Annotated in this window: 18 protein-coding genes; 17 read left to right on the plus strand and 1 reads right to left on the minus strand. The window is 36.3% G+C overall.

Annotated features, from left to right (window positions below):
• The first annotated feature begins 106 nt into the window (after nucleotides 1-106).
• On the plus strand, nucleotides 107-319 hold the full coding sequence (gene rpmE, locus QM538_07385) for a 50S ribosomal protein L31 (GenBank protein MDI9348308.1): 213 nt from the start codon (nucleotides 107-109) through the stop codon (nucleotides 317-319).
• Here the strand turns inward: rpmE and hemH are convergent.
• On the minus strand, nucleotides 291-1,322 hold the full coding sequence (hemH, locus tag QM538_07390) for a ferrochelatase (protein MDI9348309.1): 1,032 nt from the start codon (nucleotides 1,320-1,322) through the stop codon (nucleotides 291-293). The genes rpmE and hemH overlap by 29 nt on opposite strands.
• 7 nt (nucleotides 1,323-1,329) lie before the next feature.
• On the opposite strand from hemH, the gene priA reads away from it, so the two are divergent.
• From priA to QM538_07470, 16 genes are all read left to right on the plus strand, one after another.
• Nucleotides 1,330-3,282 carry a primosomal protein N' gene (gene priA / locus QM538_07395; GenBank protein MDI9348310.1) on the plus strand — a complete coding sequence of 651 codons (1,953 nt, stop codon included), beginning with the start codon at nucleotides 1,330-1,332 and terminating at the stop codon, nucleotides 3,280-3,282.
• Between the two features lie 2 nt (nucleotides 3,283-3,284).
• Entirely contained in the window at nucleotides 3,285-5,054 is a 1,770-nt protein-coding gene (gene argS / locus QM538_07400; protein ID MDI9348311.1) for an arginine--tRNA ligase, read from the plus strand.
• 39 nt (nucleotides 5,055-5,093) lie between these two features.
• On the plus strand, nucleotides 5,094-5,609 hold the full coding sequence (locus QM538_07405; GenBank protein ID MDI9348312.1) for an SPOR domain-containing protein: 516 nt from the start codon (nucleotides 5,094-5,096) through the stop codon (nucleotides 5,607-5,609).
• A gap of 71 nt (nucleotides 5,610-5,680) precedes the next feature.
• Nucleotides 5,681-6,601 (plus strand): hypothetical protein, encoded by a 921-nt coding sequence (locus tag QM538_07410; GenBank protein ID MDI9348313.1) that lies wholly within the window; start codon nucleotides 5,681-5,683, stop codon nucleotides 6,599-6,601.
• Between the two features lie 29 nt (nucleotides 6,602-6,630).
• A complete protein-coding gene (locus tag QM538_07415) occupies nucleotides 6,631-8,019 on the plus strand; it encodes an aminotransferase (protein ID MDI9348314.1) in 1,389 nt (462 codons plus the stop codon).
• A gap of 2 nt (nucleotides 8,020-8,021) precedes the next feature.
• Nucleotides 8,022-9,245, plus strand: a complete 1,224-nt coding sequence (locus QM538_07420; protein ID MDI9348315.1) for an acyl-CoA dehydrogenase family protein — start codon at nucleotides 8,022-8,024, stop codon at nucleotides 9,243-9,245.
• A gap of 24 nt (nucleotides 9,246-9,269) precedes the next feature.
• Nucleotides 9,270-10,724, plus strand: a complete 1,455-nt coding sequence (locus tag QM538_07425) for an NAD-dependent succinate-semialdehyde dehydrogenase (protein MDI9348316.1) — start codon at nucleotides 9,270-9,272, stop codon at nucleotides 10,722-10,724.
• A gap of 8 nt (nucleotides 10,725-10,732) precedes the next feature.
• Nucleotides 10,733-12,004 carry an FAD-binding oxidoreductase gene (locus tag QM538_07430; protein MDI9348317.1) on the plus strand — a complete coding sequence of 424 codons (1,272 nt, stop codon included), beginning with the start codon at nucleotides 10,733-10,735 and terminating at the stop codon, nucleotides 12,002-12,004.
• 88 nt (nucleotides 12,005-12,092) lie between these two features.
• Entirely contained in the window at nucleotides 12,093-13,424 is a 1,332-nt protein-coding gene (locus tag QM538_07435) for an aspartate aminotransferase family protein (GenBank protein MDI9348318.1), read from the plus strand.
• The gene (locus QM538_07440; protein ID MDI9348319.1) at nucleotides 13,424-14,926 is read left to right on the plus strand and encodes a CoA-acylating methylmalonate-semialdehyde dehydrogenase; all 1,503 of its coding nucleotides are present in this window, start codon (nucleotides 13,424-13,426) and stop codon (nucleotides 14,924-14,926) included. The genes QM538_07435 and QM538_07440 overlap by 1 nt, the downstream gene beginning before the upstream one ends.
• An 18-nt stretch (nucleotides 14,927-14,944) precedes the next feature.
• Nucleotides 14,945-15,469 (plus strand): methylamine dehydrogenase light chain, encoded by a 525-nt coding sequence (locus QM538_07445; protein MDI9348320.1) that lies wholly within the window; start codon nucleotides 14,945-14,947, stop codon nucleotides 15,467-15,469.
• A 6-nt stretch (nucleotides 15,470-15,475) separates the two neighbouring features.
• Complete coding sequence (locus QM538_07450) at nucleotides 15,476-15,919, plus strand: hypothetical protein (protein MDI9348321.1); 444 nt, start codon at nucleotides 15,476-15,478, stop codon at nucleotides 15,917-15,919.
• A gap of 38 nt (nucleotides 15,920-15,957) precedes the next feature.
• Nucleotides 15,958-20,784, plus strand: a complete 4,827-nt coding sequence (locus QM538_07455) for a biotin carboxylase N-terminal domain-containing protein (protein MDI9348322.1) — start codon at nucleotides 15,958-15,960, stop codon at nucleotides 20,782-20,784.
• Between the two features lie 79 nt (nucleotides 20,785-20,863).
• The gene (gene glnA / locus QM538_07460) at nucleotides 20,864-22,279 is read left to right on the plus strand and encodes a type I glutamate--ammonia ligase (GenBank protein MDI9348323.1); all 1,416 of its coding nucleotides are present in this window, start codon (nucleotides 20,864-20,866) and stop codon (nucleotides 22,277-22,279) included.
• Entirely contained in the window at nucleotides 22,251-23,351 is a 1,101-nt protein-coding gene (locus QM538_07465; protein ID MDI9348324.1) for an ATP-binding protein, read from the plus strand. The genes glnA and QM538_07465 overlap by 29 nt, the downstream gene beginning before the upstream one ends.
• Nucleotides 23,352-23,948: a response regulator gene (locus tag QM538_07470; protein ID MDI9348325.1), complete on the plus strand. Its 597-nt coding sequence runs from the start codon at nucleotides 23,352-23,354 to the stop codon at nucleotides 23,946-23,948. It begins immediately after the preceding gene.
• The last annotated feature ends 66 nt before the right edge of the window (nucleotides 23,949-24,014 follow it).

The raw sequence follows: 24,014 nt of genomic DNA on the forward strand, positions 1-24,014 counted from the left end.
ACCAGCAATCCCATCGGATGCAGCACAACCAGCAATCCCATCGGATGCGGCACAATAACTTCTACCTGTCAGATAATTTAATCAATAATATATTAAAATACTACTTATGAAATCAGAAATACATGCTGCAAATTATAATGAAGTTACAGTTAACTGTAGCTGTGGTAATCAATTTATAACAAAATCTACAGTTGGTAATAAAAGTTTACATATTGAAATATGTTCTAAGTGTCACCCTTTTTATACAGGTCAGCAAAAATTAATTGACACTGCAGGTCAGGTTGATAAATTTAAGCGTCGTTATTCTTTAAAAAAGTAGATACGTAAGGTTCAAGAATTTTACTGTAACAGTCAATCCCTTCCTTTGAAGTGTTTAAACATGGAATGTATCTATATTGAACATCGCTATTCCTAAGTGCTTCTTTTGGCACTTCTTTAACAAGTTCGTACATAGTTTCAAGGCAATCAGTGGCAAATCCTGGTGAAATAATATCTATAGACTTATGTTTTTTACTTTGTGATGATAGATTTTCTATAGTATATGGTTGTAGCCATTTTTGAAGTCCAAATCTAGATTGAAAACTATAACTATATTCTGACTCATCAAGTGATAGTAATTTTGCAATTTCTCTTGTGGTTTTGACACAAAAACAATAATAGGCATCGCCCTTTTCAAAATATTTTAATGGTATGCCATGCCAACTGAATATTAAATGTTCAGGTTTGCTGTGTAGTTTCCAATAATTATTTATTGTATTAGATATAGCTTTTAAATAGTGTTGGTTATCATAATATCCGTTGATAATAGTAGTTGTTGGTATTATTTGTAATTTATTTATTGATTTACTTAAGGAATCAGCAACTGCTCCATGGGTAACTGCAGATAGTTGTGGGAAAAGTGGTAAAACAATTATTGAACGAGGTAAATATTCTTTATAAGCTTTTGCAATTACTTCTTGTAATGTGGGTTTGGAGTATAAAAAGCAAGCCTTAGTTATAACTCTATCATCGTATTTTATTGATATTGTTTTTGCTACTGATTCCGTATAATACAGTAAGGGAGAGCTATTTCTATCATGGTAATTATTTGATAGCCAGATTGATTTATATAGATCAACTAATCTACTTGGTCTTCTAGGAAGAATAAATAATCTTAGTATGATTTGCCAAAGTAATGGGTGTAATTGTATTACTCTTCTATCACTTAGAAAGGGTAATAAAAAATCTTTTATTGCTTTTTTTGTCGGTGAAGATGGTGAACCAGTGTTTACAAGTAATAGCAGCACTTTTGGATAAAATGAATGATTAATAGGTTTAAGCATAAAGAATATGATTATTAGAGTTGCATTAGCTAAATACGATACATTATACGATTATTTATCTGAACAACCTTGTACTATTGGATGTAGGGTACTTGTCCCTTTTGGTGATAAAAATCAACTGGAACTCGGTATTGTATTTGAAACACCCATTAATAGTTCTGTAAGTATCAATGAATTAAAAAGTGTTATTCAGGTAATAGATGACCAACCAATAATACCTCAGTATCAATTTATATTAGCTGGAAAAATATCTCAATATTATCGAGTATCTATTGCAAAAGCTCTTTTCATAATTGTACCTTCTTTTCTTTTATCAATTAATGCAAAACCATTAAAGGAACATCAATTAACAAATACCAGTATTACTTGTAATGAAATTATATTAAATCAGTATCAAGATAAAATACTTTTAGAATTAATTGATACTATAAAAACTAACAAACAAGTATTTTTACAGGGTGTGACTGGTTCTGGTAAAACTAGATTGTATCTAGCGTTAGCACTCTATCTATTAAAGCAAAACAAACAAGTATTATTATTAGTCCCTGAAATAAATTTAATTGAAACAATAGTAACTGAAATATCTTTGTTTTATAAAAGCAATATTTATAAGTATTATGGTTCAATGAAGTTGAGTGAAAAGAAAAAAATATTTTCTTTAGCTAAGTCTGGTGAGCCAATGGTATTAATTGGTACAAGATCAGCTATTTGGTTGCCATTTACAAATATTGGGTTAATTTGTATTGATGAGGAACAGGATGATTCATATAAAGAAGAGTTTGGTATTTATTGTAAAACCTCTACAATAGCCTCCTTTATTAGTACTATATGTTCTATTCCAATTGTGTATGGAAGCGCAACTCCTTCTATTGAATTGTGTTATTCATTAATTAAGAATAAACAAAAACCCATAAGTCTAAATACAAGAATTAATCTAGCACCTGAACCTGAGTATGTCCCTGTTTTAATAAATAATCAATACCAGGACAGGTTAGACCCTTTTTGTTTGTTGCAAATTAAAAATGCATTATCCTTGAATCAACAAGTTTTAATTTATGTAAATCAAAGAGGATACGCTAGAAGATTATGGTGTTTGGAATGCAAAAAATCAATAACTTGTATCAATTGTGATTATGCAATGGTAATGCATCAGAAAAGTTCTGTTTTAATTTGTCATGTATGTAGTTACTCTATTCCTATTCCGTCAGTTTGTCACTATTGTAGTAAACCCTCTCTTGTGCCTTTTGGTTCAGGAGTAGATATGTTTCGATTACAACTAGCAGAAATATTTGGAGATAGTGCAATAGTACAAATTGATCGGGATCATGTTAACAAAAACGAATTATTCACCGCCACAAAAGCTCCTATCATTATTGGAACAAAAATGACTATTAAAGGTCATAATTATCGTAATGTTACCACTTGTGTATATATACACGCCGATCAATTATTGGCTGCCTATGATGTAAGAGCTTTAGAAATATTAGCTATGTCAATTGTTCAGCTAGGTGGTAGGTCTACTAGACATGTAGAATTAGACACGAGATCTAAAATATTTATTCCTACCTTTTTACCAAATCATCCCTTGTTTCTAATGCTTCAAAATGGAGGGTATAATACATTTGTTTCGCATGAGTTAGAAAGTAGAAGATTATTACAGCTACCTCCATTTACTTATATTTCCCTAATTAAAATAAAAGCAAACCCAACATCTAAAGCGCTTAAACAAATTGAGCAAATCCGTTTTTCAATTAACCAATTAGCATCTTTTAATGTTTTTGGCCCTATTGAAGCCCCTATTTCTCGTATTGCTGGAAAGTTAAGATACAACATTATGATAAAATCAAAAGATAAAGCTGAGCATGATAATTGGATAGATACTACTATTTCAGTGTTAAAATCTATGCAATTAACAGATGTACATTGGGTTTTAGATGTAGAACCAATTAGCTTAGAGTAAGAATGATATCAATAATAGAACTTCGTGAGTCTGTAGCAAACGCAGTAGCTCAAGCAATTAATACATTGCAATTAGCTGGGTACAAAGCTGATCTAGTTGCAATTTTAAAAACAATAACTATTAATGACTCCTATGAGCGCGGAGATATTAGTTCCTCAATCGCCCTCCAGCTCTATGGTAAATATGCCCTTAAGGTTTATAAGAGTCCTCTAGATTTTGCCCATGCGATAGTCACGGCAATGCCGGAAAGTGAAGTGTATACATCCAAAGTAGTTAATCCTGGTTATATTAATATCGATATCGCGTTAGCCATAAAAACAGATTGCGTCAATGAAATTAATACATTAAAAAATAACTACGGGTATTTAGCTAAGAAAAATAAAAAAATATTACTTGAGTATGTTTCCGCCAATCCAACTGGTCCTTTACATGTCGGCAGGGCAAGAGGTGCTATTGTCGGGATGGCTTTAGCTAGAATTCTAAAAGTTGCAGGCTGGGATGTTGATCAAGAATACTATGTAAATGATAATGGAAGGCAGCTTGATGTGCTTGCGTTATCTGTTATCTTGAGTAGCAAAAATATACCTCTACTTCAAGGTTGCTACACCAACCTTGATCTTCTGCAAACCACAAAAAATATTGAAATAGCATCTTTAGTGTCTAGGTTTACTATTGATATGTTACCCAATTCCAGTGCGGCTCAAGATGAATTAATTGATTCCGCGATTACGAAATGTAAAGCCCAATGCTCAAGAAAAGAATGGAGAAAACTTATAGATTGGATTGTAGAAAATAACTTAGCGTGCATTAGAAATGAATTGGCGACATTTGATATCCAAATGGATTCGTATGTATATGAGAGCGCTCTGGCAACCAATCAAGAACTGGGTGATTATTTTCATCAATTAAATAATCCAATGATTTATAAAGATGAAGAAGGCACGACATGGTTTAAGGCAACCCAATATGGAGAAGAATCAGATAGGGTTTTAATTCGTGCAAGTGGAGTGCCAACTTATTTTGCATACGATCTCTATTACCATATTTTAAAATTAAATCGTGGGTATGAAGGTTTGATAAATATATGGGGAGCGGATCATCATGGCTATGTTCCCAGACTGACTAATGCTTTACAAGCTTTAACTAATTCTAAAATACCATTAGAGATACTATTAGTTCAGTTTGTTACTTTAAAAAATAGTTTGGGAGTTATTAGTTCAATGTCAACTCGTGAAGGTACTGCGATTAACATTAATCAATTAGTCTCTTCAATTGGAGCTGGAGTTGTTAAGATTTATTATTTACAAAGAAGCACTTCTCAACACATAGAATTTGATCTGCAAAGTGCCCTTGAGCAAAACAACAATAATCCATATTATTATTTACAGTATGCCCATGCTAGATGTGTGAGTTTGTTACATGAAGCTAAAGTTCGTTATCCAAATATCGCAACAGATTACAAATTAAACCCTTTAGATTTGCTACATGTAACTAGCAACTGTGAAATACAGTTGCTTCAAACTTTAATACGGTACCCCTTTGTTGTGCATGAAAGTGCTTCAACCTATAGTCCTCATAAACCATTAATTTATTTGCGAGATTTAGCCACTCAGTTTCATCTTTTTTATCATGAAATTACAATTCTAGTTGACGAAGAAAAAATAAGAACTATACGACTTACACTTATTCATGCAATTAAACAAGTGTTACATAATGGTTTATCATTATATGCAATCCAGACTATGGATAAGCTAGATAGAGATGAAAAATAGTAGCCATGTTAAAATAGGTAATCTTTTTAAAGTTTAATAATGCAATCTCAACCTAATCAAGCAATAAAACCATTTCTATTTGGCTTTAGTGCTGGTATAGTTTTAGTTGCGTTAATTTGGTTAACTGTTCATTTAATCAAAAGGCCTGATCCTGAATTAACCACAAATCAAGTGAAGGAGATGGCCGCTGTGAGCGCAATTCCTCCCCAGTCAGAAGAGCTAAATATCGATCCACCAATTACTTTATCTTTCAGAGAACAGCTCCGCATAAAGGATAAGGTATCACCAGTTGACAGTAAAAAAGATATCGAAAGCCAAAAAAAACAGACACCATTAAAAATTAAACATATTCAAGTAGGTTATTTTTCTAATAAAGAAAATGCTGAAAAAATCAAAGCACAGTTAATCCTACTCAATATTCCAGTAACTATTTCAGTAATAAAAGCAAATCAACAAATTCGTTATTTAGTACTCGCAGGCCCTTTTGCAAAAAATGAACAATTATTAAATTCTGTAGCTAAGCTTAAAAAAGCAAACATTGATTTTGTCAATTAGTATTAGTATGACTAAAGGTACAATGTAACCTCTTCGCATGAATAAATGAATTAAAATGTAAAAATTAAAGTATGAAAGTGTATAGTAGAAATAAAAAGTATTTGAATATCCATGCTATCTTGTTGTTGCTTGTTGGGTTACTAGTGCCCTTATTGGGGATGGCGGCTAGCGAAGATGATGATGAATTTTTGTTTATTGATACAATTTTAGGAAGGAAGGGCAATGCCTTGGCTACCAACTGGGAAGGTGTGTATTTTGGTGGGGCTATACTTTATGATAAAACCAAATATTCATTTAATGTAGATAACTTACAAAATGCTGGAGTTACACAAATCCAAGCCAATCGTTATAACAATGTCTATAGTAATTCTGTAAATTCAAATAAACCAGTTGTTGGAATAGTACTGGGCAGAAACTATGTAGATAGTAATTTTCTTGTTGGAATAGAGACAGTATTGTCTTATCGTGTAGGTGATCAAAAGCAAATCCCATTTGATAAGAATTTATGGATTGCGACTGATACAGACAATGCCAATCCTAATGTTGCAGATCAAAAAAATTCTCGTAGTGCCCAGAGTTACTCAGATCAGAGTCAAACTAATGTAAGACCACAAGGCTGGGTTACTTATAATAATGGATTTGACCTTAAGTGTAGATTGGGATATATAGATGAAGATGTGCTGTATTTTGCTACTATTGGTTACTCATCTTCTAATTGGAATGTAAGTGCTCGTGCAAATGTAACAACAGTATTTATTACTGGTTCCAATATAGAATCAATTGTTGAAAAACAAGAAATTGTTCGCGGTTGGACAACATCAGTTGGGATTGAGTTTGCTTTAACTCCAGATGTTTTTAGTAGAGTTGAGCTAACAAATTATAATTATCCATCCTTTAGCTCATATAGGGTTTCTAATCAAGTAAAATTCGATTTTAAGCAAACTATAGCGAGCAATACAATAGCAATGCATTTTGTATATAATTTTAAATAAAGTGAAACTCAACTAAGGTAAGGAATGTCATGAAAAAAAATAATCCAAAACAAAATAAACAAAATCAAAAAAAAATCAACAGTGACGGGTTATTTCATTTACATCCCTTTACTGATAATTATGAACTTGCACAGCAAGGCACAAGAATTATTACAAGTGCAAATGGTATTTATATTAAAGATGCGTCAGGTAATAAATTACTTGATGCGATGTCTGGTTTATGGTGTGCAAACCTAGGCTATGGCAATAAAACATTGATAAATGCCGCAACAAAACAATTAAAAAAAATAGCGTATTACAATCATTTTTTTCAATGTACTACTGAGCCTGCAATTGAGCTTTCTGAATTAATTATTTCTTTAGCCCCAAAAACAATGAAACAAGTGTTTTACACTTCGTCAGGGAGCGAGGCCAATGATACAGCTTTAAAACTTATCTGGAGACATTTTCAAGTACGAAAGCAACCCAAAAAACGATTAATTATAGCGAGGAATAATGCGTATCATGGCTCTACGTTAGTTGGAGCAAGCCTTGGCGGAATGACATGGATGCATGAGCAAATGGAAGTTCTTCCATATATTCATAGAGTTTCACAACCATATTGGTTTGAAGAAGGCAGAGAATGGTCACAAAAAGATTTTGGTATAAAAGTAGCAGGAGATTTGGAAAGAAAAATACATGAGCTAGGAGCAGAAAATATTGCTGCTTTTTTTGCAGAACCAATTCAAGGCGCAGGTGGGGTAATTATCCCTCCTGAATCCTATTGGCCACAAGTGAAAGAAGTGTTGTCTAAACATGATATTTTGTTTGTAGCAGATGAAGTTATTTGTGGATTCGGAAGGCTGGGCCATTGGTTTGGTTCACATTATTTCAAATTATCTCCAGATTTAATGATTTTTGCAAAGGCAGTTACTTCAGGATATATCCCGCTTGGTGGAGTTCTGGTCGGTGAAAAAGTAAGTGAATCATTAAAGCATGGCGGTGATTTTAATCACGGGTTTACTTATTCAGGACATCCGGTTGCTTGTGCAGTAGGTGTAGCTAATGTTAAGGAAATGATGCGTAAAAAAATTGTTGAGAAAGTCCGAGATACTATTGCGCCGTACTTTGCTAAAAAATGGAAAACTTTAGAAACTCATCCAATCGTAGGCGAAAGTAGGGTTTGTGGTATGGTTGCGGCTATTGAGCTAGTAGCAGATAAAAAAACCATGAATAGAATCGGAGATAAATCAAAAACAGGCATTCTCTGTAGATCAAAATCGCTTGAACATGGGCTTGTTATGAGAGCCTGTGGTGGCGCAATGATTGTAGCACCTCCCTTAATAATCACAACAAAAGAGATAGACATGCTAGTTGCAAGAGCAAGAGCAGCGTTGGATGACACTGAAAAACATTGCAGAAAACATGGCTTACTATAAAAGTGAGTATCTCAAACAATTTCCAGTTTTTAGTCAAACAAGTAGAAACTGACGCACTTAATCTTAGCGAAGATGAGATTAACCTTCGCAACTCAGTTAGAAAGTGGGTTGATGAGATAGTTCGACCAAATGCTACCGCGGCTTGGGAAAAAGGGGAACTGCCCCGTCAATGGATGCAAACTATTGCAGCTAAAGGATGGTTGTCATTAACTCTTGCTCAGGAATATGGGGGTAATCTTCAACCATTTCGTATGTACGCGCTACTATGTCAAGAGCTAGAGCGAGGGGATTCAGGGTTGAGGAGTTTTGTTTCAGTGCATTGTTCACTTGCTATGCAAGCCATATATAGATTTGGTTCAGAGGAGCAGAAAAAAAAATATCTACCGAGAATGGCTACTGGTGAATTAATTGGAAGTTTTTCACTTACTGAGCCAGATGCTGGGTCGGATCCTTCAACAATCAAAACCACCGCAACAAAACAATCAATGGACTATCTTTTACAAGGTCATAAACGATGGGCAACTTCATCTACAATAGCAGACCTTGCTGTTATATTTGCCAAGACCGATGAAGGAATTAGAGGGTTTGTTTTAGAAAAAGGTGACAGAGGTTTCGAACCTCGCGGCGTTCATCAAAAAGGATCGTTACGCATATCAGAAAGCGCAGAGATATTATTAAATTCCTGCCTCATTCCTGGAGATAGGTTGTTGCCTGGGACAGCTATTGGGATAGCTGCACCATTATCCTGTCTTTCTATGGCGCGCTCTGGAATAGCTTGGGGTATGATTGGATCAGCAAGACATTGTTTTGATCTGGCACTTGAATATGTTAAACAGAGACGGCAATTTGGAAGCTCTTTAGCTGGCAAACAATTAGTACAAGAGAAATTGGCTTCAGGTTTTACCTCAATAACCCAAACATTACTTCTTGTCAATCAGATGGCTCTTACCATAGAAAAATATAAAAAAAATCGAGGTAATGATCTAACCGTGACTGACATACGAGAATTGACACCTTTAATATCAATGTGCAAGAGATCAAGTTGTAGAATGGCGAGACAAGTCATTGCAGATTGTCGCGATTTATTAGGCGCAAATGGCATCTTGTTAGATTATGAAATTATAAGACATATGGCAAATGTTGAAAGTATCTACACCTACGAAGGCACAGATTCTATTCATTCATTAATTCTCGGACAAGCTATTACTGGTATCAGTGCGTTTTAGATTAATTTAAATTAAAATATTCTAATGAATAATAATATTAAAGCATTGATAAAAACCACTTCTTATATTAATGGAGAATGGGTAGCTAGTCGAAAAAATACTTTTACGGTATATAACCCATCAAACCAATCAGAAGTTGCTCGTGTTGATGATGCAGATGAATCATTAGTTGAAAACGCAATCATTCACGCTCATGCGGCTTTATCAGCTTGGCGAAGTAAGACAGCTCAGGACCGCGCTAAATTACTTAGAGTTTGGTATAACTTAATCATTGAAAATCAAGATGCACTTGCAACAATTATGACCATGGAACAAGGCAAGCCTTTCAAAGAGTCGCGCGGAGAAATTATCTATGGAGCTTCATTTATAGAATGGTTTAGTGAAGAGGCGCGTAGAATTTATGGGGAAATAATTTCACCACCTTCAAATGATCGACGGTTGCTAACTTTAAGACAAGGTATTGGGGTGGTTGGAGCGATTACACCTTGGAATTTCCCAAATGCAATGATAACTAGAAAGGCTGCACCTGCATTAGCGGCTGGCTGTACAATAGTGATCAAGCCCGCAAGCCTTACCCCATTATCTGCATTAGCCCTCGCTGAGTTATCCGCTCAAGCGGGAATTCCTAAAGGAGTGTTTAATGTTGTTACCTGTAGCAACTCACAAATGGCGGGAAAACTACTAACCACACACCCTCTGATTAGAAAATTTACATTTACAGGCTCAACCCAAATAGGCAAGCTGCTTATGAGCCAAACGGTATCTACTGTTAAAAAAGTTTCCATGGAATTGGGTGGCAATGCTCCATTTATTGTATTTGAAGATGCAGATATTGAAAAAGCAGTTAAAGGTCTCATGATTGCAAAATTTAGAAATGCTGGCCAAACCTGTGTTTGTGCAAATAGAATTTTTGTCCATAAAGATATTTATAAAGAATTTACTAACAGAATAGTAGAGGAAGTTAAAAAGCTTAATCTAGGTGATGGGATGACCGATGGGGTAGATATTGGTCCATTAATATCCAAAGATGCCGTAGATAGTGTTGATGCTTTAGTTAAAAAAGCTATCGCACAAGGCGCAAAGGTATTGTTAGGTGGAAAATTGTCTCCAATAGGTCAAAATTTTTATATTCCTACGGTAATAAGCGATGTCAATGTAGATATGGATCTATCATGCAGTGAACAGTTTGGGCCAATACTTGCCTTCATTCCATTTGAATCAGAACGACAGGTAATTGATTGGGCAAATGACACCATATATGGCTTGGCGTCCTATTTTTATACTGAAAATTACCAACGACAATGGCGGGTAAGTGAAGCGTTAGATTTTGGCTTGGTTGGGATTAATGAAGGGCTTATTTCTACAGTTGTTGCTCCATTTGGAGGATTTAAGCAATCTGGAATTGGTCGCGAAGGATCTAAACATGGAATCGAGGATTATTTAGAGTATAAGTATGTCTGCGTGGGCGGGCTTGAATAGTCATTGAAATGCATGCACATCAAAACAATTATTATTTTCAGCACCAAAAAGCAGAGTTTTCTCAACTAACTACTAAAGAAGTTGCTACCGTTGGTATTATTGGTGGTGGATTAAGCGGAATTAACACTGCAATTGAATTGCGCGGGCGAGGCATTAATGTTGCGGTTTTAGAATCTCGTCATATTGGTTGGGGTGCGAGCGGTAGGAATGGCGGTCAACTTATTCGTGGTTATAGTTTTAATCCAGATAAATTCAAAAATAGCTTAGGCGCACAGGCGGTAAAAAGATTTAAAGAATTAGGCATAGCATCCGTGGGGCTAGTTAAAGATAGAATCAAACAATACAATATTGATTGTGATTTTGAAGCTGGCTATTGTTCACTCGCAACTAATCAAAAACAATGGGATTGGTGTCGTGCTGAATATGAAAACAATCTTAGTGAACAAAAGGATTTTACTCTTTATGAAAAAGATCGGCTATTTAATGAAGTCATTGCATCGGATATGTACTGTGGTGGGTTAGTGGATTCACAAGGTGGTCATCTTCACCCATTTAAACTGACCACTGGAGAAGCTATTATTGCACAATCACTCGGGGCAGCTATTTATCAAAATTCAGAGGTGATCAAGATAAAGAAATCAAACTCACAATTTTTATTAATAACAAGTAAAGGGCAACTTCTCTGCGATATAGTAGTGTATTGCTGTAATGCATATATTAACAAATTAAATCTTTCTCTTGACAGCAGGGCGATTTCAGCAGGAAGTTATATTGTTGCAACTAAAGCACTAGATAGCTCGCTGATTAAAAACACCATACGGAAAAACTATGCGTTTTGTGATTTAAATACTGTACTAGATTATTTTCGCTTAAGTAAAGATAATCGCTTACTCTATGGTGGTAGATGTAACTATTCAGGAATAGAAACTAGAAACATTGAAAAGTATCTTAGGCCTCGCATGGAACAGACCTTTCCTCTTCTGACTAATTATCCAGTAGAATTTCAATGGGGGGGTAGAATATCTATCGGTTTTAATCGTGTCCCACAAATAGGTAGGTTTAACCCGCAGGTTTATTATGCCTTTGGTTACAGTGGGCATGGATTAAATAATACCCATCTGGCTGGAAAACTAATTGCAGATAAAATTGTTGGGGAGAGCGCTGATTTTGATTTGTTTAATTCAGTTTGGCATATGAAATTTCCACCCTTTGATTTCATTAGAGGGCCGTTGACATCACTGGTAATGATGGGTATGCGAATTAAAGATAAATATTGCTAATGTGCAATATACACCTCTAGCTATATACATTTATTTGAAATCAAGGCTTATAGTAAAATAAAATAAATAGTATAGAAAGAATTTATTTATGAAACAGTATCCTAGTCCTTCACTCTCAAATTCGTACTTTATGCCGTTTACTGCCAATAGACAGTTTCGCCATACTCCACGATTGTTACATAAAGCTAAAGGTATGTATTATGAAGATATTCATGGGAGAAAAATTATTGACGGCACTGCAGGCTTATGGTGTTGTAATGCTGGCCATTCTAGAAAAGAAATTAGTGTTGCAGTAGAAACACAACTTAATGATTTAGATTTCGCTTTATCTTTTCAAGTTAGTCACCCTCTTGCTTTTTCTTTGGCAGATTCATTAGTTAAACTTACCCCAGAACCACTCAAGCATGTTTTTTATACAAATTCAGGTTCTGAATCAGTAGACACTGCTTTAAAATTAACTAGAGCATACTGGCAAGCCAAAGGCATGGGCACCAAAACCATGTTTGTGGGTAGAGAAAAGGGCTATCATGGTGTTGGGTTTGGTGGAATATCGGTCGGAGGATTAGTAAACAATCGGTCAACCTTCACCCCCTTACTCCCATCCGTTGATCATCTTCCTCATACCCATATTCCTGAAAATAAATTTTCTAAAGGAATGGGAAAACATAGAGGATTAGAGCTCGCAGATGAATTATTGAAGGTTATTAATCTGCATGGCGCACATAATATTGGAGCCGTTATTGTTGAGCCTATTGCAGGTTCTGCTGGAGTTATTGTGCCACCAGTAGGCTACCTTGAACGCCTTCGAGAAATAACTAAGAACCATGGTATTCTGCTCATTTTTGATGAGGTTATTACTGGCTTTGGGAGAGTGGGGAAACCATTTGCTAGTAATAGATTTTCTGTAGTGCCAGATATAATTACCACAGCAAAAGGTCTTACCAATGGTGTGATTCCTATGGGTGCAGTATTTTTTTCTAGAGAGATATTTGATACACTGAGCACCCGAGCTGAAACTATTTTTGAATTCTTTCACGGGTATACCTACTCAGGCCATCCAGTTGCTTGCGCTGCCGCACAGGCTTCATTAGAGATTTATCAACATGAAAATCTATTTGAAAAAGCCATAGATCTTGAAGATCACTTTGCAAGCAAGCTCCATGACTTGAATAAACATAGTTGCGTGACAGATGTGCGCACTATTGGACTAATGGGAGCAGTTGATTTTTCTCCATTACCAAGTAGCAAAAATTCTCGTGCCTACCAAATTTTTGAAAATGCGTTTTGGAATGGAACACTTACTCGCTGTACCGGTGATACTATTGCGCTTTCCCCACCGCTCATTGCATCTAAAGATGATATTACTAAAATTATTGAAGGCCTCAGCGAAGCAATTACTGAGGTATCTAAGGTTTCATAATGATTATTAGTCATTTTATTAATGGAAGACTAACTGAGGCAAGTGAAGGGCAACTCCCAGTATGTAATCCTGCTAGTGGTGAGATAATTAAACATGTACAAAAAGCAACTCCTCAAGATTTAAATTCTGCATTGCAATACGCAAAAAATGCTTACACGAGTTGGAGTGAACTATCTCCGATTGCAAGAGCAAGAGTGCTATTCACTTTTAAATCTATATTAGACGAGCGAATTGATGAGCTTGCAAAACTGATTACCCTAGAACATGGAAAAACTATAGATGATGCGAAAGGTGAAATAACCAGAGGGATTGAAGTAGTTGAGTATGCTTGTGGTATTCCGTATCTGTTGCGCGGTAATCATAATCAAAATATCGGTAGAGAAATAGATGCGTGGAGCATTCATCAACCTTTAGGAATTGTTGCTGGAATCACCCCTTTCAATTTTCCAGTCATGATTGCATTATGGATGGCGCCAATTGCGCTTGCTTGTGGGAATTGTTTTATTTTAAAACCATCAGAAAAGGACCCAAGCCCATCTCTGTTATTAGCACAATGGCTTACTGAAGCAGGATTACCTGATGGTGTTTTTCAAGTACTGCAAGGCGATAAAGAAATAGTCACAAATATTCTGCAGCACCCTGAAATATCTGCGGTGAGTTTTGTCGGCTCAACACCAGTGGCTAAGTATATTTACGAGGTTGCGTCATCAAAAGGCAAACGAGTGCAGGCGCTTGGTGGTGCGAAAAATCATTTATTAGTTTGTCCATCCGCAGATCTTGATCAGGCAACTAATGCATTAATTGGCGCTGCCTATGGTTCAGCTGGTGAACGATGCATGGCTATCTCGGTTGCAGTCGTCGTGGATTCTATTGCCGATCAACTTGTAGCTAAACTTAAAAGTAAATGTGAGGGGCTTACCATTGGAGATGGGAGCAAACCTGGCATAGAAATGGGACCACTTATTACTAAGGAGCATAGAGATAAAGTTTCTGGGTATATAACTTCTGGTGTGCAAGAAGGTGCCACCTTAGTCGTTGATGGAAGAAAAAAAGTCTTTGATAAAGGTTTCTTTTTAGGTGGGAGTTTGTTTGATCATGTAACTTCAAAAATGAAGATTTATAAAGAAGAGATATTTGGGCCAGTGCTTTGCGTGGTGCGAGTATCAACAGTTGCTGAAGGTATAAGCTTTATTAATGCATGTCAATTCGCCAATGGAGTGTCAATTTTTACTAAGGATGGTGCTGAAGCTAGACTCTTCACCCAGGCTATTCAAGTAGGTATGGTTGGGGTAAATATTCCTATTCCTGTCCCCATGCCATTTCACAGCTTTGCGGGTTGGAAAGAATCAATATTTGGAGTGCTGGGCATGTATGGAGAGGATGGGTTGCGATTCTACACCAGAAGAAAAGCCATCACTTCGAGATGGAGTCACGATCATCAAGCCAGCCAGTTCACAATGCCGCTTATGGCTGGTATAATAAATAATGATAAAAATCATTAACTTTATGTATGGAATATCATGTCAATACTAGATAAATTATTTGAAAAGTCATCAAGATCGGTAGCGCAAAAAAGCTCAAGACGAAGTATGTTTAAGAAAATTGGCACTGCCTTAGTCGGCGGGGCAATGCTCCCATTATTACCGGTTTATAGAGCTAATGCGGAAACCGAGCAACCCAAAGCACCTCAAGAAGTCGGCGATCCAAGTACTTGTGAATACTGGCGCTACTGTGCTATTGATGGGTTTTTGTGCCAATGCTGTGGTGGTACCTATAATTCATGTCCACCTGGCACTGAAATGTCTACCATAACATGGATAGGTACTTGTCGTAATCCTGTCGATGGTAGAAATTATATAATTTCCTACAATGATTGTTGCGGAAAAACTCAATGCGCAACCTGTCTGTGTCAGCGGGATGAAGGTGATAGGCCAATTTATAGATTTGATAAAAGCAATGATTATAATTGGTGCTTGGGCTCTACTAGTACGGTTTATCATTGTTCAACTGCCGTGCTTATTGGTTTGGCAATTGAAAACAATTAATACCATTTGCGTTTAAATTTATTTTCATACTGTTTAATTAGTATTGTAATAATATGCTTTCCTTCAGTTAGCTCTGTTGCATCTTCACTAAGTCAAGAGGTGGCTAGATCCCACTACCAATTACAATGCCAGGGATGCCACACTTCTGATGGTAGAGGCGCTATGGGTGTGCCGCCATTACAAAACTTTGTCGGGTATTTTTTAAATTCTCCAAAAGGTAGGGCCTATCTTATTCAAGTTCCTGGATCTGCAAATGCGACTTTAACCGATCAAGAATTAGCAGAAGTGATTAATTGGATGCTTTATTCGTACGCTGGGGCTAGCTTGCCTAAACAATGGGATTTATACACCCAAGATGAAGTTGCTGCATACAGAAAGGCACCTTTAACGCAGGTAACTAGTTTTCGCAATGAATTGCTACAGGAGATATTTACCCATCGTAAGAATTAAGTAGATGATTTTATTGTTTTTATCCTAAAATAGTTTATATGTCTAAGAGCCAATTATGTTATCAGAGCGAAGAGCTGAGTAGGGACTTTAATCTTTTTGGTGCTAAAGCCCGAGATTCATATAAGAATCATGTAAGAGGTTTAGTTAAGTATTCTTCGGTGCTTGAAATTGTTCGTGAGTTACGCAATATGGATTCTGAGAGCTATATTGAGAAAGTACTTGGTTCTCTTGAATCAAGCAGTAGGCCTTCTGCAGTTTCAATTATTAAAAAATTAGGTACAACTAGAAGCGAAATTCACCGTGGTCCTTTTTATTCTGCAATACTAAGAATTGAAGTAGAAATGGATATTGTTGATATTGGTGTGGTTGCACAGGATCGTTCTGTTGCGAATGGTGCGTGGATGCCTGAGCACCATTTATTGGCTAATGAACAAGTTAATAATTTCAAGAACTTAGGACTTCCAATAGTTACTTTTGTAGACACACCTGGGGCCGAAGCAAATGAGCAGGCAAATACCCATAATCAAGCTCATAGTATATCAAGATTGATTGCGACAATGACTAGTTTAGAAGTTCCTACAGTTGGTATTATTTATGGACTGGGTTATTCTGGTGGTGCAATTCCTTTCACAGCATGCAATATTAACTTAGCATTGCGAGATGCCGCTTTTAGCACTATACAACCTAAGGGCCTGTCAAGTATTGCAAGGAGATTGAAATTATCTTGGCAAAAGTGCGCTCAAATAGTTGGAATCTCTTCTTTTGAGTTGCAAGAATTGGGAATAATTGATGGTATTATTGATTACTCACCATCAGATTCTGATCAACAAATACAAAAAATTAGTCTTGCAATAATTAGCTCATTGTCGTATCTTAAGAAACTATGTGCTTCGCAAATACTTCGCGATTATGATTTACCTAATGAGTATCTATTAGTCGCTAAACGACATTGTAATCCTAATGAAATTGCAACGCAGTTTAGAAAGACTTTTATGAAGGCGAATGAAGGTTCATTGATGCAATCTTCTGACGCTTTATTTCCTAATATTTTTGGAATGGGGTATCGTCATTTACGATACCTAAGTCTCAGGCAACGACTAATATCAATACCCAAAAACCAATTAGGTGCATTGCGTGATATTGAGCGAGCTAACCTGCAAGAACATGACAATGAAATTGATGTTGAGGGTGAGTTTTTTCGTTGGGCACAAAACTCAGGCAAAATAATATATCAAAATACTACTTTTGTTAAGTCATGGAAGAGATTTAAAGAAAGTTATGAATCTCGGTCGAGTGCGGTAGGGAGATTAGCTACTCTATTATTTGGAAATCCTCAAAAGAGGTATGAGCGAGAATTAGAAATAATTCCTAAGGTGTATACCAGTGAACTCTATTTGTCTTGGAAGGGACTTGGTGGAGATCTTATGCACGAGCTATTACTAAGGGTGATAGACCCAACTCTTATAAAAGAGTTTATAAGTGCTGATCAATTAGCCGATCCTTTTTCATTTGCTAAGAGTATGTTGCGGGGTGAGGCGCCATTAGATGTAATTGGAGCGCAATTTACTCCAAAAGGATTGTCTCAAATTAAACGAATTGCTTTGTATAACAAGGAACAGCTGGTTAGTTCAACTGACAGGGTGTTATTAATTGATACAATTATCTCCGAATGCAATTACTTACTTATCCACGGATATGATAAGGATTCTTTATTAGAGCAAATTAGCCCATGGTTAAAAGTTAGGAGTAGCAAACATGCTCACCGCTTGGCACATGTTGAGAGAATGTACGATGTCATTAGGATTGAGGAATTGCGAGAACCAATGTTGAGAGAAGCTACCAACCTCATGCTTTTTGATGCATTTTATGATTATTTGATTAGTCAACTTAGCTTAATTGCAGAAACGGGGCTGCATAAAAATTTAATTCAAGAATCCACTTTAGAAATGATGTTTGAAAAAGGTTGGGCGGTTTCATTTAAAAAATACCACTCTTCAATTTCCGAAGAGGGCGTGGCGAAGGAAAATTTTAGAATTTATTGTAAGGGGTTGTCACATAAGATTGGGAGAAGATTTTTAGCTCAGACTCAGGAATGGAAGCGCACGCTTCATCCGAGAATATCAGAAACTTTGTTTGTGATAATCACCGACATTCTTGAGCGATTACTACCTAATTGGCTTGAGGGTAAACATAAAGGAATATCCTTTAATGGAACATTTAAACCTCAACGAATAGGAAAGATAAAAGACTTTTGGAATAGATTAACTATAGCGTACCAAGATTTACTTATTACTGATTTATTGGCTAAAATTAAGAAATCTAGCCCTATCACAGCACGAGATATTATAAAAACCTACTTTGTAGATTTTAAAGAAATCATGCCCGATCAAGTAAGTGGAGACCCTTGTTCATTTCCCGGCTTTAGAGCGGCAATAGCTAAAGCAATTCAAAATCATACCACTCCCTGTGGTTTGGTGACTGGGATTGGGATTTACGACGATGGTAAGCAAAAATATAAATTAGGTGTGGTAGTTTCTAACCCTGATTTTCAAGCAGGTGCGTTTGACATGGCTAGTGGGGAGAAGTTTTGTCAGTTACTCGCTGAATGTAGCGATCAAGAAATACCGATTGTTGGTTTTATTTCATCAGGCGGAATGCAGACTAAAGAAGGTGCTGGCGCGCTTTATTCAATGGCTGTTGTTAACGATAAACTCAATAGATTTATTGAAGATTTTGATCTTCCAGTAATACTATTTGGATTTGGCGATTGCACTGGTGGAGCACAGGCGAGTTTTGTTACTCATCCTAAGGTGTTTAATTTTTATTTTTCTGGAACTAATATGCCTTTTGCTGGACAAATTGTTGTACCTTCGTATCTACCCTATCGGGCAACGCTTTCAAACTATCTTTCTTTAATCCCTGGTGCAATGACTGGTTTAGTCCGCCATCCGTTTGTCTCATCAATTGATGAAGAATTGAGAATGATAGATTCCAGCATTCCATTACCTACTGAAACAGTTGCTACTGTGATATCAAGAATACTTAAAGGTGACTACTCGACTCAAGAGTCTGTGGTTGCTGAAAATAGAGAATCTTTAAATGAGAAGATATTATATAAACCAATCAAAAAAGTACTTATTCACGCGAGAGGATGTACTGCAAGTAAATTAATTAGAATAGCTCAACAATTACATATACCAATTGTATTAGTGCAATCTGATCCAGATATGAATTCTTCCGTTGCAGAACAATTACAACCTAACAATGGTGATACGCTAATTGCGCTTGGAGGAAATACCTCAGATGAAAGTTACCTCAATGGGTTAAGTGTTATTAGAGTTGCAGAAAGAGAGGGGGCTGATGCACTTCACCCTGGCATAGGTTTTTTATCTGAAAATCCAAACTTTGCAAGATTATGCAGACTTCACGGCATTAATTTTATCGGACCTTTAGTTTCGAGTATGGAGACTATGGGTAATAAATCAAATGCTGTTCATACTGCAATGAGTAATGATGTACCAGTAGTACCAGGTAGTCATGGCATATTACAAGATGCAAATCAAGGCTACACTATTGCGCAGGAAATTGGTTACCCAGTTTTAATAAAAGCAGTTCATGGTGGTGGAGGGAAGGGTATCAAAGTCGTAGAACGACCAGATGATTTTATTTCAACGTATCAGCAAGTTTCACTTGAAGCAAAAAGTGCTTTTGGTAACGGTGAATTGTATCTTGAAAAATATGTTACATCTATTAGGCATATTGAAGCTCAGATATTAAGAGATTGCTTTGGAAATTGTAAAATAGTCGGCATTAGAGATTGCAGTGTTCAGAGGGATAAACAAAAAGTAATCGAAGAATCTGATTCTACCATGCTTCCAGCATCACTTCGTGTCATTGTGGTTGAGTCCGCAACTAAACTTGCTCATGCAGTTGATTATATTGGGGCTGGTACAGTGGAGTTTATTTTTGATTTAACTAACCAAGCCATTTATTTTATGGAGATGAACACAAGGCTTCAAGTCGAGCATCCCGTTACTGAGAAAGTTTCTGGTGTTGACATAGTTGCGCAACAATTTAGGATTGCAAATGGTGAATCAATCAAGGATATATCAGTTGATAATAATGGGTATTCGATTGAAGTGAGAGTCACAGCTGAAAAAATTGTTAAAAATGCTGCAGGAGGATTTGTTTTTCGAGCCGATCCTGGGTTAGTGACTCATTGTGAATTTCCTAAAGATGCAAGAATAGATGTTATCAGTGCTATTTCAAGTGGCAAATCAATTTCCCCATTCTATGATAGCCTCATTGCTCAAATTATTATCCACGAATCAGATCGTAGTCGTGCAATTTCAGGAATGGTGAATTATCTTAAGAGTGTCTCTATCAAAGGTGTAAGTACTAATATTCCACTACTACTCCAGATATTACAAGACAAGATATTTCAAGATGGTGTGTACGATACTGGGTATCTCCCCATACTTCTTGAACGAGTTAACACCGATGAATTATCAGATGCCATGAGTAAAGATGGTAGTGCAAGTTTACGCTTAGATATGTCTCAAATTGAAATACCTGAATCAGGTGAATTAAAGGTACTTGCTCCAGGTACAGGTATTTTTTACAATTCTCCTTCCCCACTTGATCCCCCATACTTAAGTGAGGGAGATATTTTTGATGCAAATCAAACTATTTGTTTAGTTGAAGCTATGAAAGTGTTTAGTCCACTTAAATTAAAAGACTACTTAGTTCAAGACAAGCCTATCTATGATATTTCGGCACAATATCAGGTTACTAGAGTAAACCAGCAAAATGGCCAACAAATAAACACTGGTGATCTGTTGTTTGTAATTAAAAAAACAAACTAATTCTTTATTTATGCACTATAATAGTGCATAAATAAATTTAACGCACTATTATAGTGCATAATATTTAAAGGAGATAAAAATGAAAATTAATGAAATTTTAAGTAAATGCAAGTCAGGCGAAGTTAAATTTGTGGATTTACGTTTTACCGATACTATCGGTAAGGAGCAACATGTCACGATTCCTAGCCACCATGTAGAAGAAGAATTGTTTACTAAAGGCAAGCCCTTTGATGGATCATCTATTGCTGGTTGGCTTCATATCAATGAATCAGACATGATTTTATTACCTGATCTCAATGCTAAAACTTTTAACGACCCATTTAGACAAGACAGCACTTTGATAGTGCGTTGTGATGTATTAAACCCAAGAACTAACGAAATGTATCATCGGGATCCTCGCACCATTGCAAAAAAAGCAGAAAAATATCTCAATGAAAGTGGAGTGGCAGACACCGCATTTTTAGGGCCAGAAGCAGAATTTTTTATTTTTGATGATGTTCGTTGGGAGATTGGTCCGGGATTAGCTCATTATAAAATCACAAGCCAAGAAGCTGAGTGGATGAGTAATAGTGATGGTGAAGATGGAAATAATCATGGCCATCGCCCCTTAGTAAAGGGCGGGTATTTCCCTGTGCCACCAGTCGATTCATTTCAAGATATGAGATCAGAAATGTGTAACATTTTGGAACAAGTTGGACTAGAAGCTGAAGTGCATCATCATGAAGTGGCAACTGCAGGTCAGTGTGAGATCGGGACAAAATTCAATACTTTAGTTTTGCGCGCAGATGAAAATCAAATATTTAAATATGTTGTTCAAAATGTTGCGCATGAACATGGCAAGACCGCAACCTTTATGCCAAAACCTCTTTTAGGTGATAACGGCTCCGGTATGCATGTCCATATCTCTCTTCAAAAAGGCGATAAAAATATTTTTTTCGGGAATGTATTTAAAAATTTGTCACAAGAAGCATTGTATTTTATTGGTGGGATATTTAAACATATCAAAGCGGTAAATGCATTCACCAATGCTTCAACAAATTCTTATCGTAGGCTAGTTCCGGGGTTTGAAGCTCCAGTTTTATGCGCATACTCAGCTCATAACCGATCGGCTTCTATTAGAATTCCGGTGGTTACAAATCTTAAAGCGACAAGAATTGAGATACGATTCCCTGATTCAACTGGAAATCCTTATTTAGCTTTTACCGCATTGCTTATGGCTGGTTTAGATGGTATAAAAAATAAAATAGACCCAGGTCCTGCTACGGATTTAGATCTATATGAGTTGACACGCGAACAAAAAAAACAATTCAAACCTATTGCTTCTGACCTTGCAGATGCGTTATTAGCTTTAGACCAAGACCGTGATTTTTTGAAAGCAGGTGGAGTAATGAGTGATGATACGATAGATGGCTATATTGAGCTTAAACAGAAAGAGGTTGATGCCTTACGTTTGATGGTTAGCCCGTATGAAATTAAGCAATACTATAGCCTCTAGGCTCTTAAATAAAGGAAAAAACGATAACCTCCCCTATTTTTTGCTTGATCACCTCAAGGTAGGGGTTGTTATCTGTGAGACAAATTATGCAATTGTCTGGTGTAATCAAACATGTCAATCAATGCTGGGGCATGACCTTCAAGAAATTGTCTCAATAGATCTGTTGCAGGTATTAAAGCCGAAACTACTAGAACAGGTAGCAAAGCAATTGCAGGTTGTTTCCGTTAACGCAAAACCACTTTCATTTCGAGCGATAGAATTAGAAAATGGTGAAACTGTTGACTTGTACATTGCCCCGCTTCAGATTATTAGCACAGTGTATCTTCTTTGCGAATTAACTTCAGTTTCAAGAATAAATCATATTGTCCATGAAGAATCCGCGTTCGTACATAATCAGTATTTGCGTCAATTAGTACATTGTCTAGCGCATGAAATAAAAAATCCACTTGGCGGACTGCTTGGCGCAACACAATTACTATCAGATGAGATATCTAGGGAGCATCACGAACTTACTGAAATTATGATTCGTGAAACTAAACGATTGCAAAAATTGATTAACAGAATGCTCGCCCCAGTGCGAATGTTACAAGAACCAGCAAATATCCATCAACCAATTCGTGAAGTCCAGCATTTATTGAGATTACAATATCAGGAAATTAAAATTAACTTTATAGAAGATTTTGACCCTTCATTGCCTTTGTGCGCAATAGACCAAGACTCATTATTTCAAGTGATAATAAATATTACCCAAAACGCAATCGAGGCAATGCCTCAAAATAGAGAAGCTAAGATAACTTTTACTACAAAAGTGGAATTTCAATTTACCATCGAACGTGAGCAGCATGACCTAGTAAATCATTTACAAATTTCTGATAACGGTGATGGAATATCGAATGATATTTATGAAAAATTATTTTATCCTATGATCAGCGCACGATCAGTTAGCGCAAGTGGTACTGGAATGGGGTTGCATATTGCCCAATCAATAATGACGCAAAATGGTGGTTTGATTAAATGCCAAACTGGAAAGCAAGGCACCACCTTCCATCTATTTATTCCAATAGCGTCATAAATGAATACTAACATCTGGATATTGGATGATGACGAATCAATTCGTTATGTGATGATAAAAAAACTTACTAAAGATGGTTACCAAGTGCATTCATTTGAATCTTATAAAAAATTTAATCAAGCATTACAAGAACAAACACCGCCCGATGTATTATTTTGTGACATAAGAATGCCAGATGCAGATGGTTGGCAAGTATTAAAACAGGTTCAAGAAAACAAGCCTACAATTAAGGTCGTCATTATGACCGCATTTGCCGAACAACAGAATCTTATTCAGGCAACCTCACAAGGGGCCTTTCAATATTTAGAGAAACCCTTTGACTTAGAACAACTTTCTAGGTTGATCCAAAGAGCTCGTTTGCAAAGTGATGATGATAAACTTCCAACATGGGTGGAACACCTAGAAAAATGGGCAAAGAGTAAGCTAGAACAAAAAAAACCGGACGAGAATTTAGATTTATTGTGGAAAACTCAAAAAATTGTTGAACAAACCTTAATCGAAGTAGCCTTAAAACATACAAATTATAAAAAACAACAGGCGGCTGATCTACTCGGATTAGGTAGAAATACCATCGCTAGGAAGATTAGAAGTGATTGAAGGTGGCTATATATGCTATAATGTAACGAAAAAGCATGTTTATGAGATCAAATTTGTTGAAGCTTT

The organism is Candidatus Methylacidiphilales bacterium, assembly GCA_030054035.1.
Lineage (GTDB): Bacteria > Pseudomonadota > Gammaproteobacteria > JASGCS01 > JASGCS01 > JASGCS01.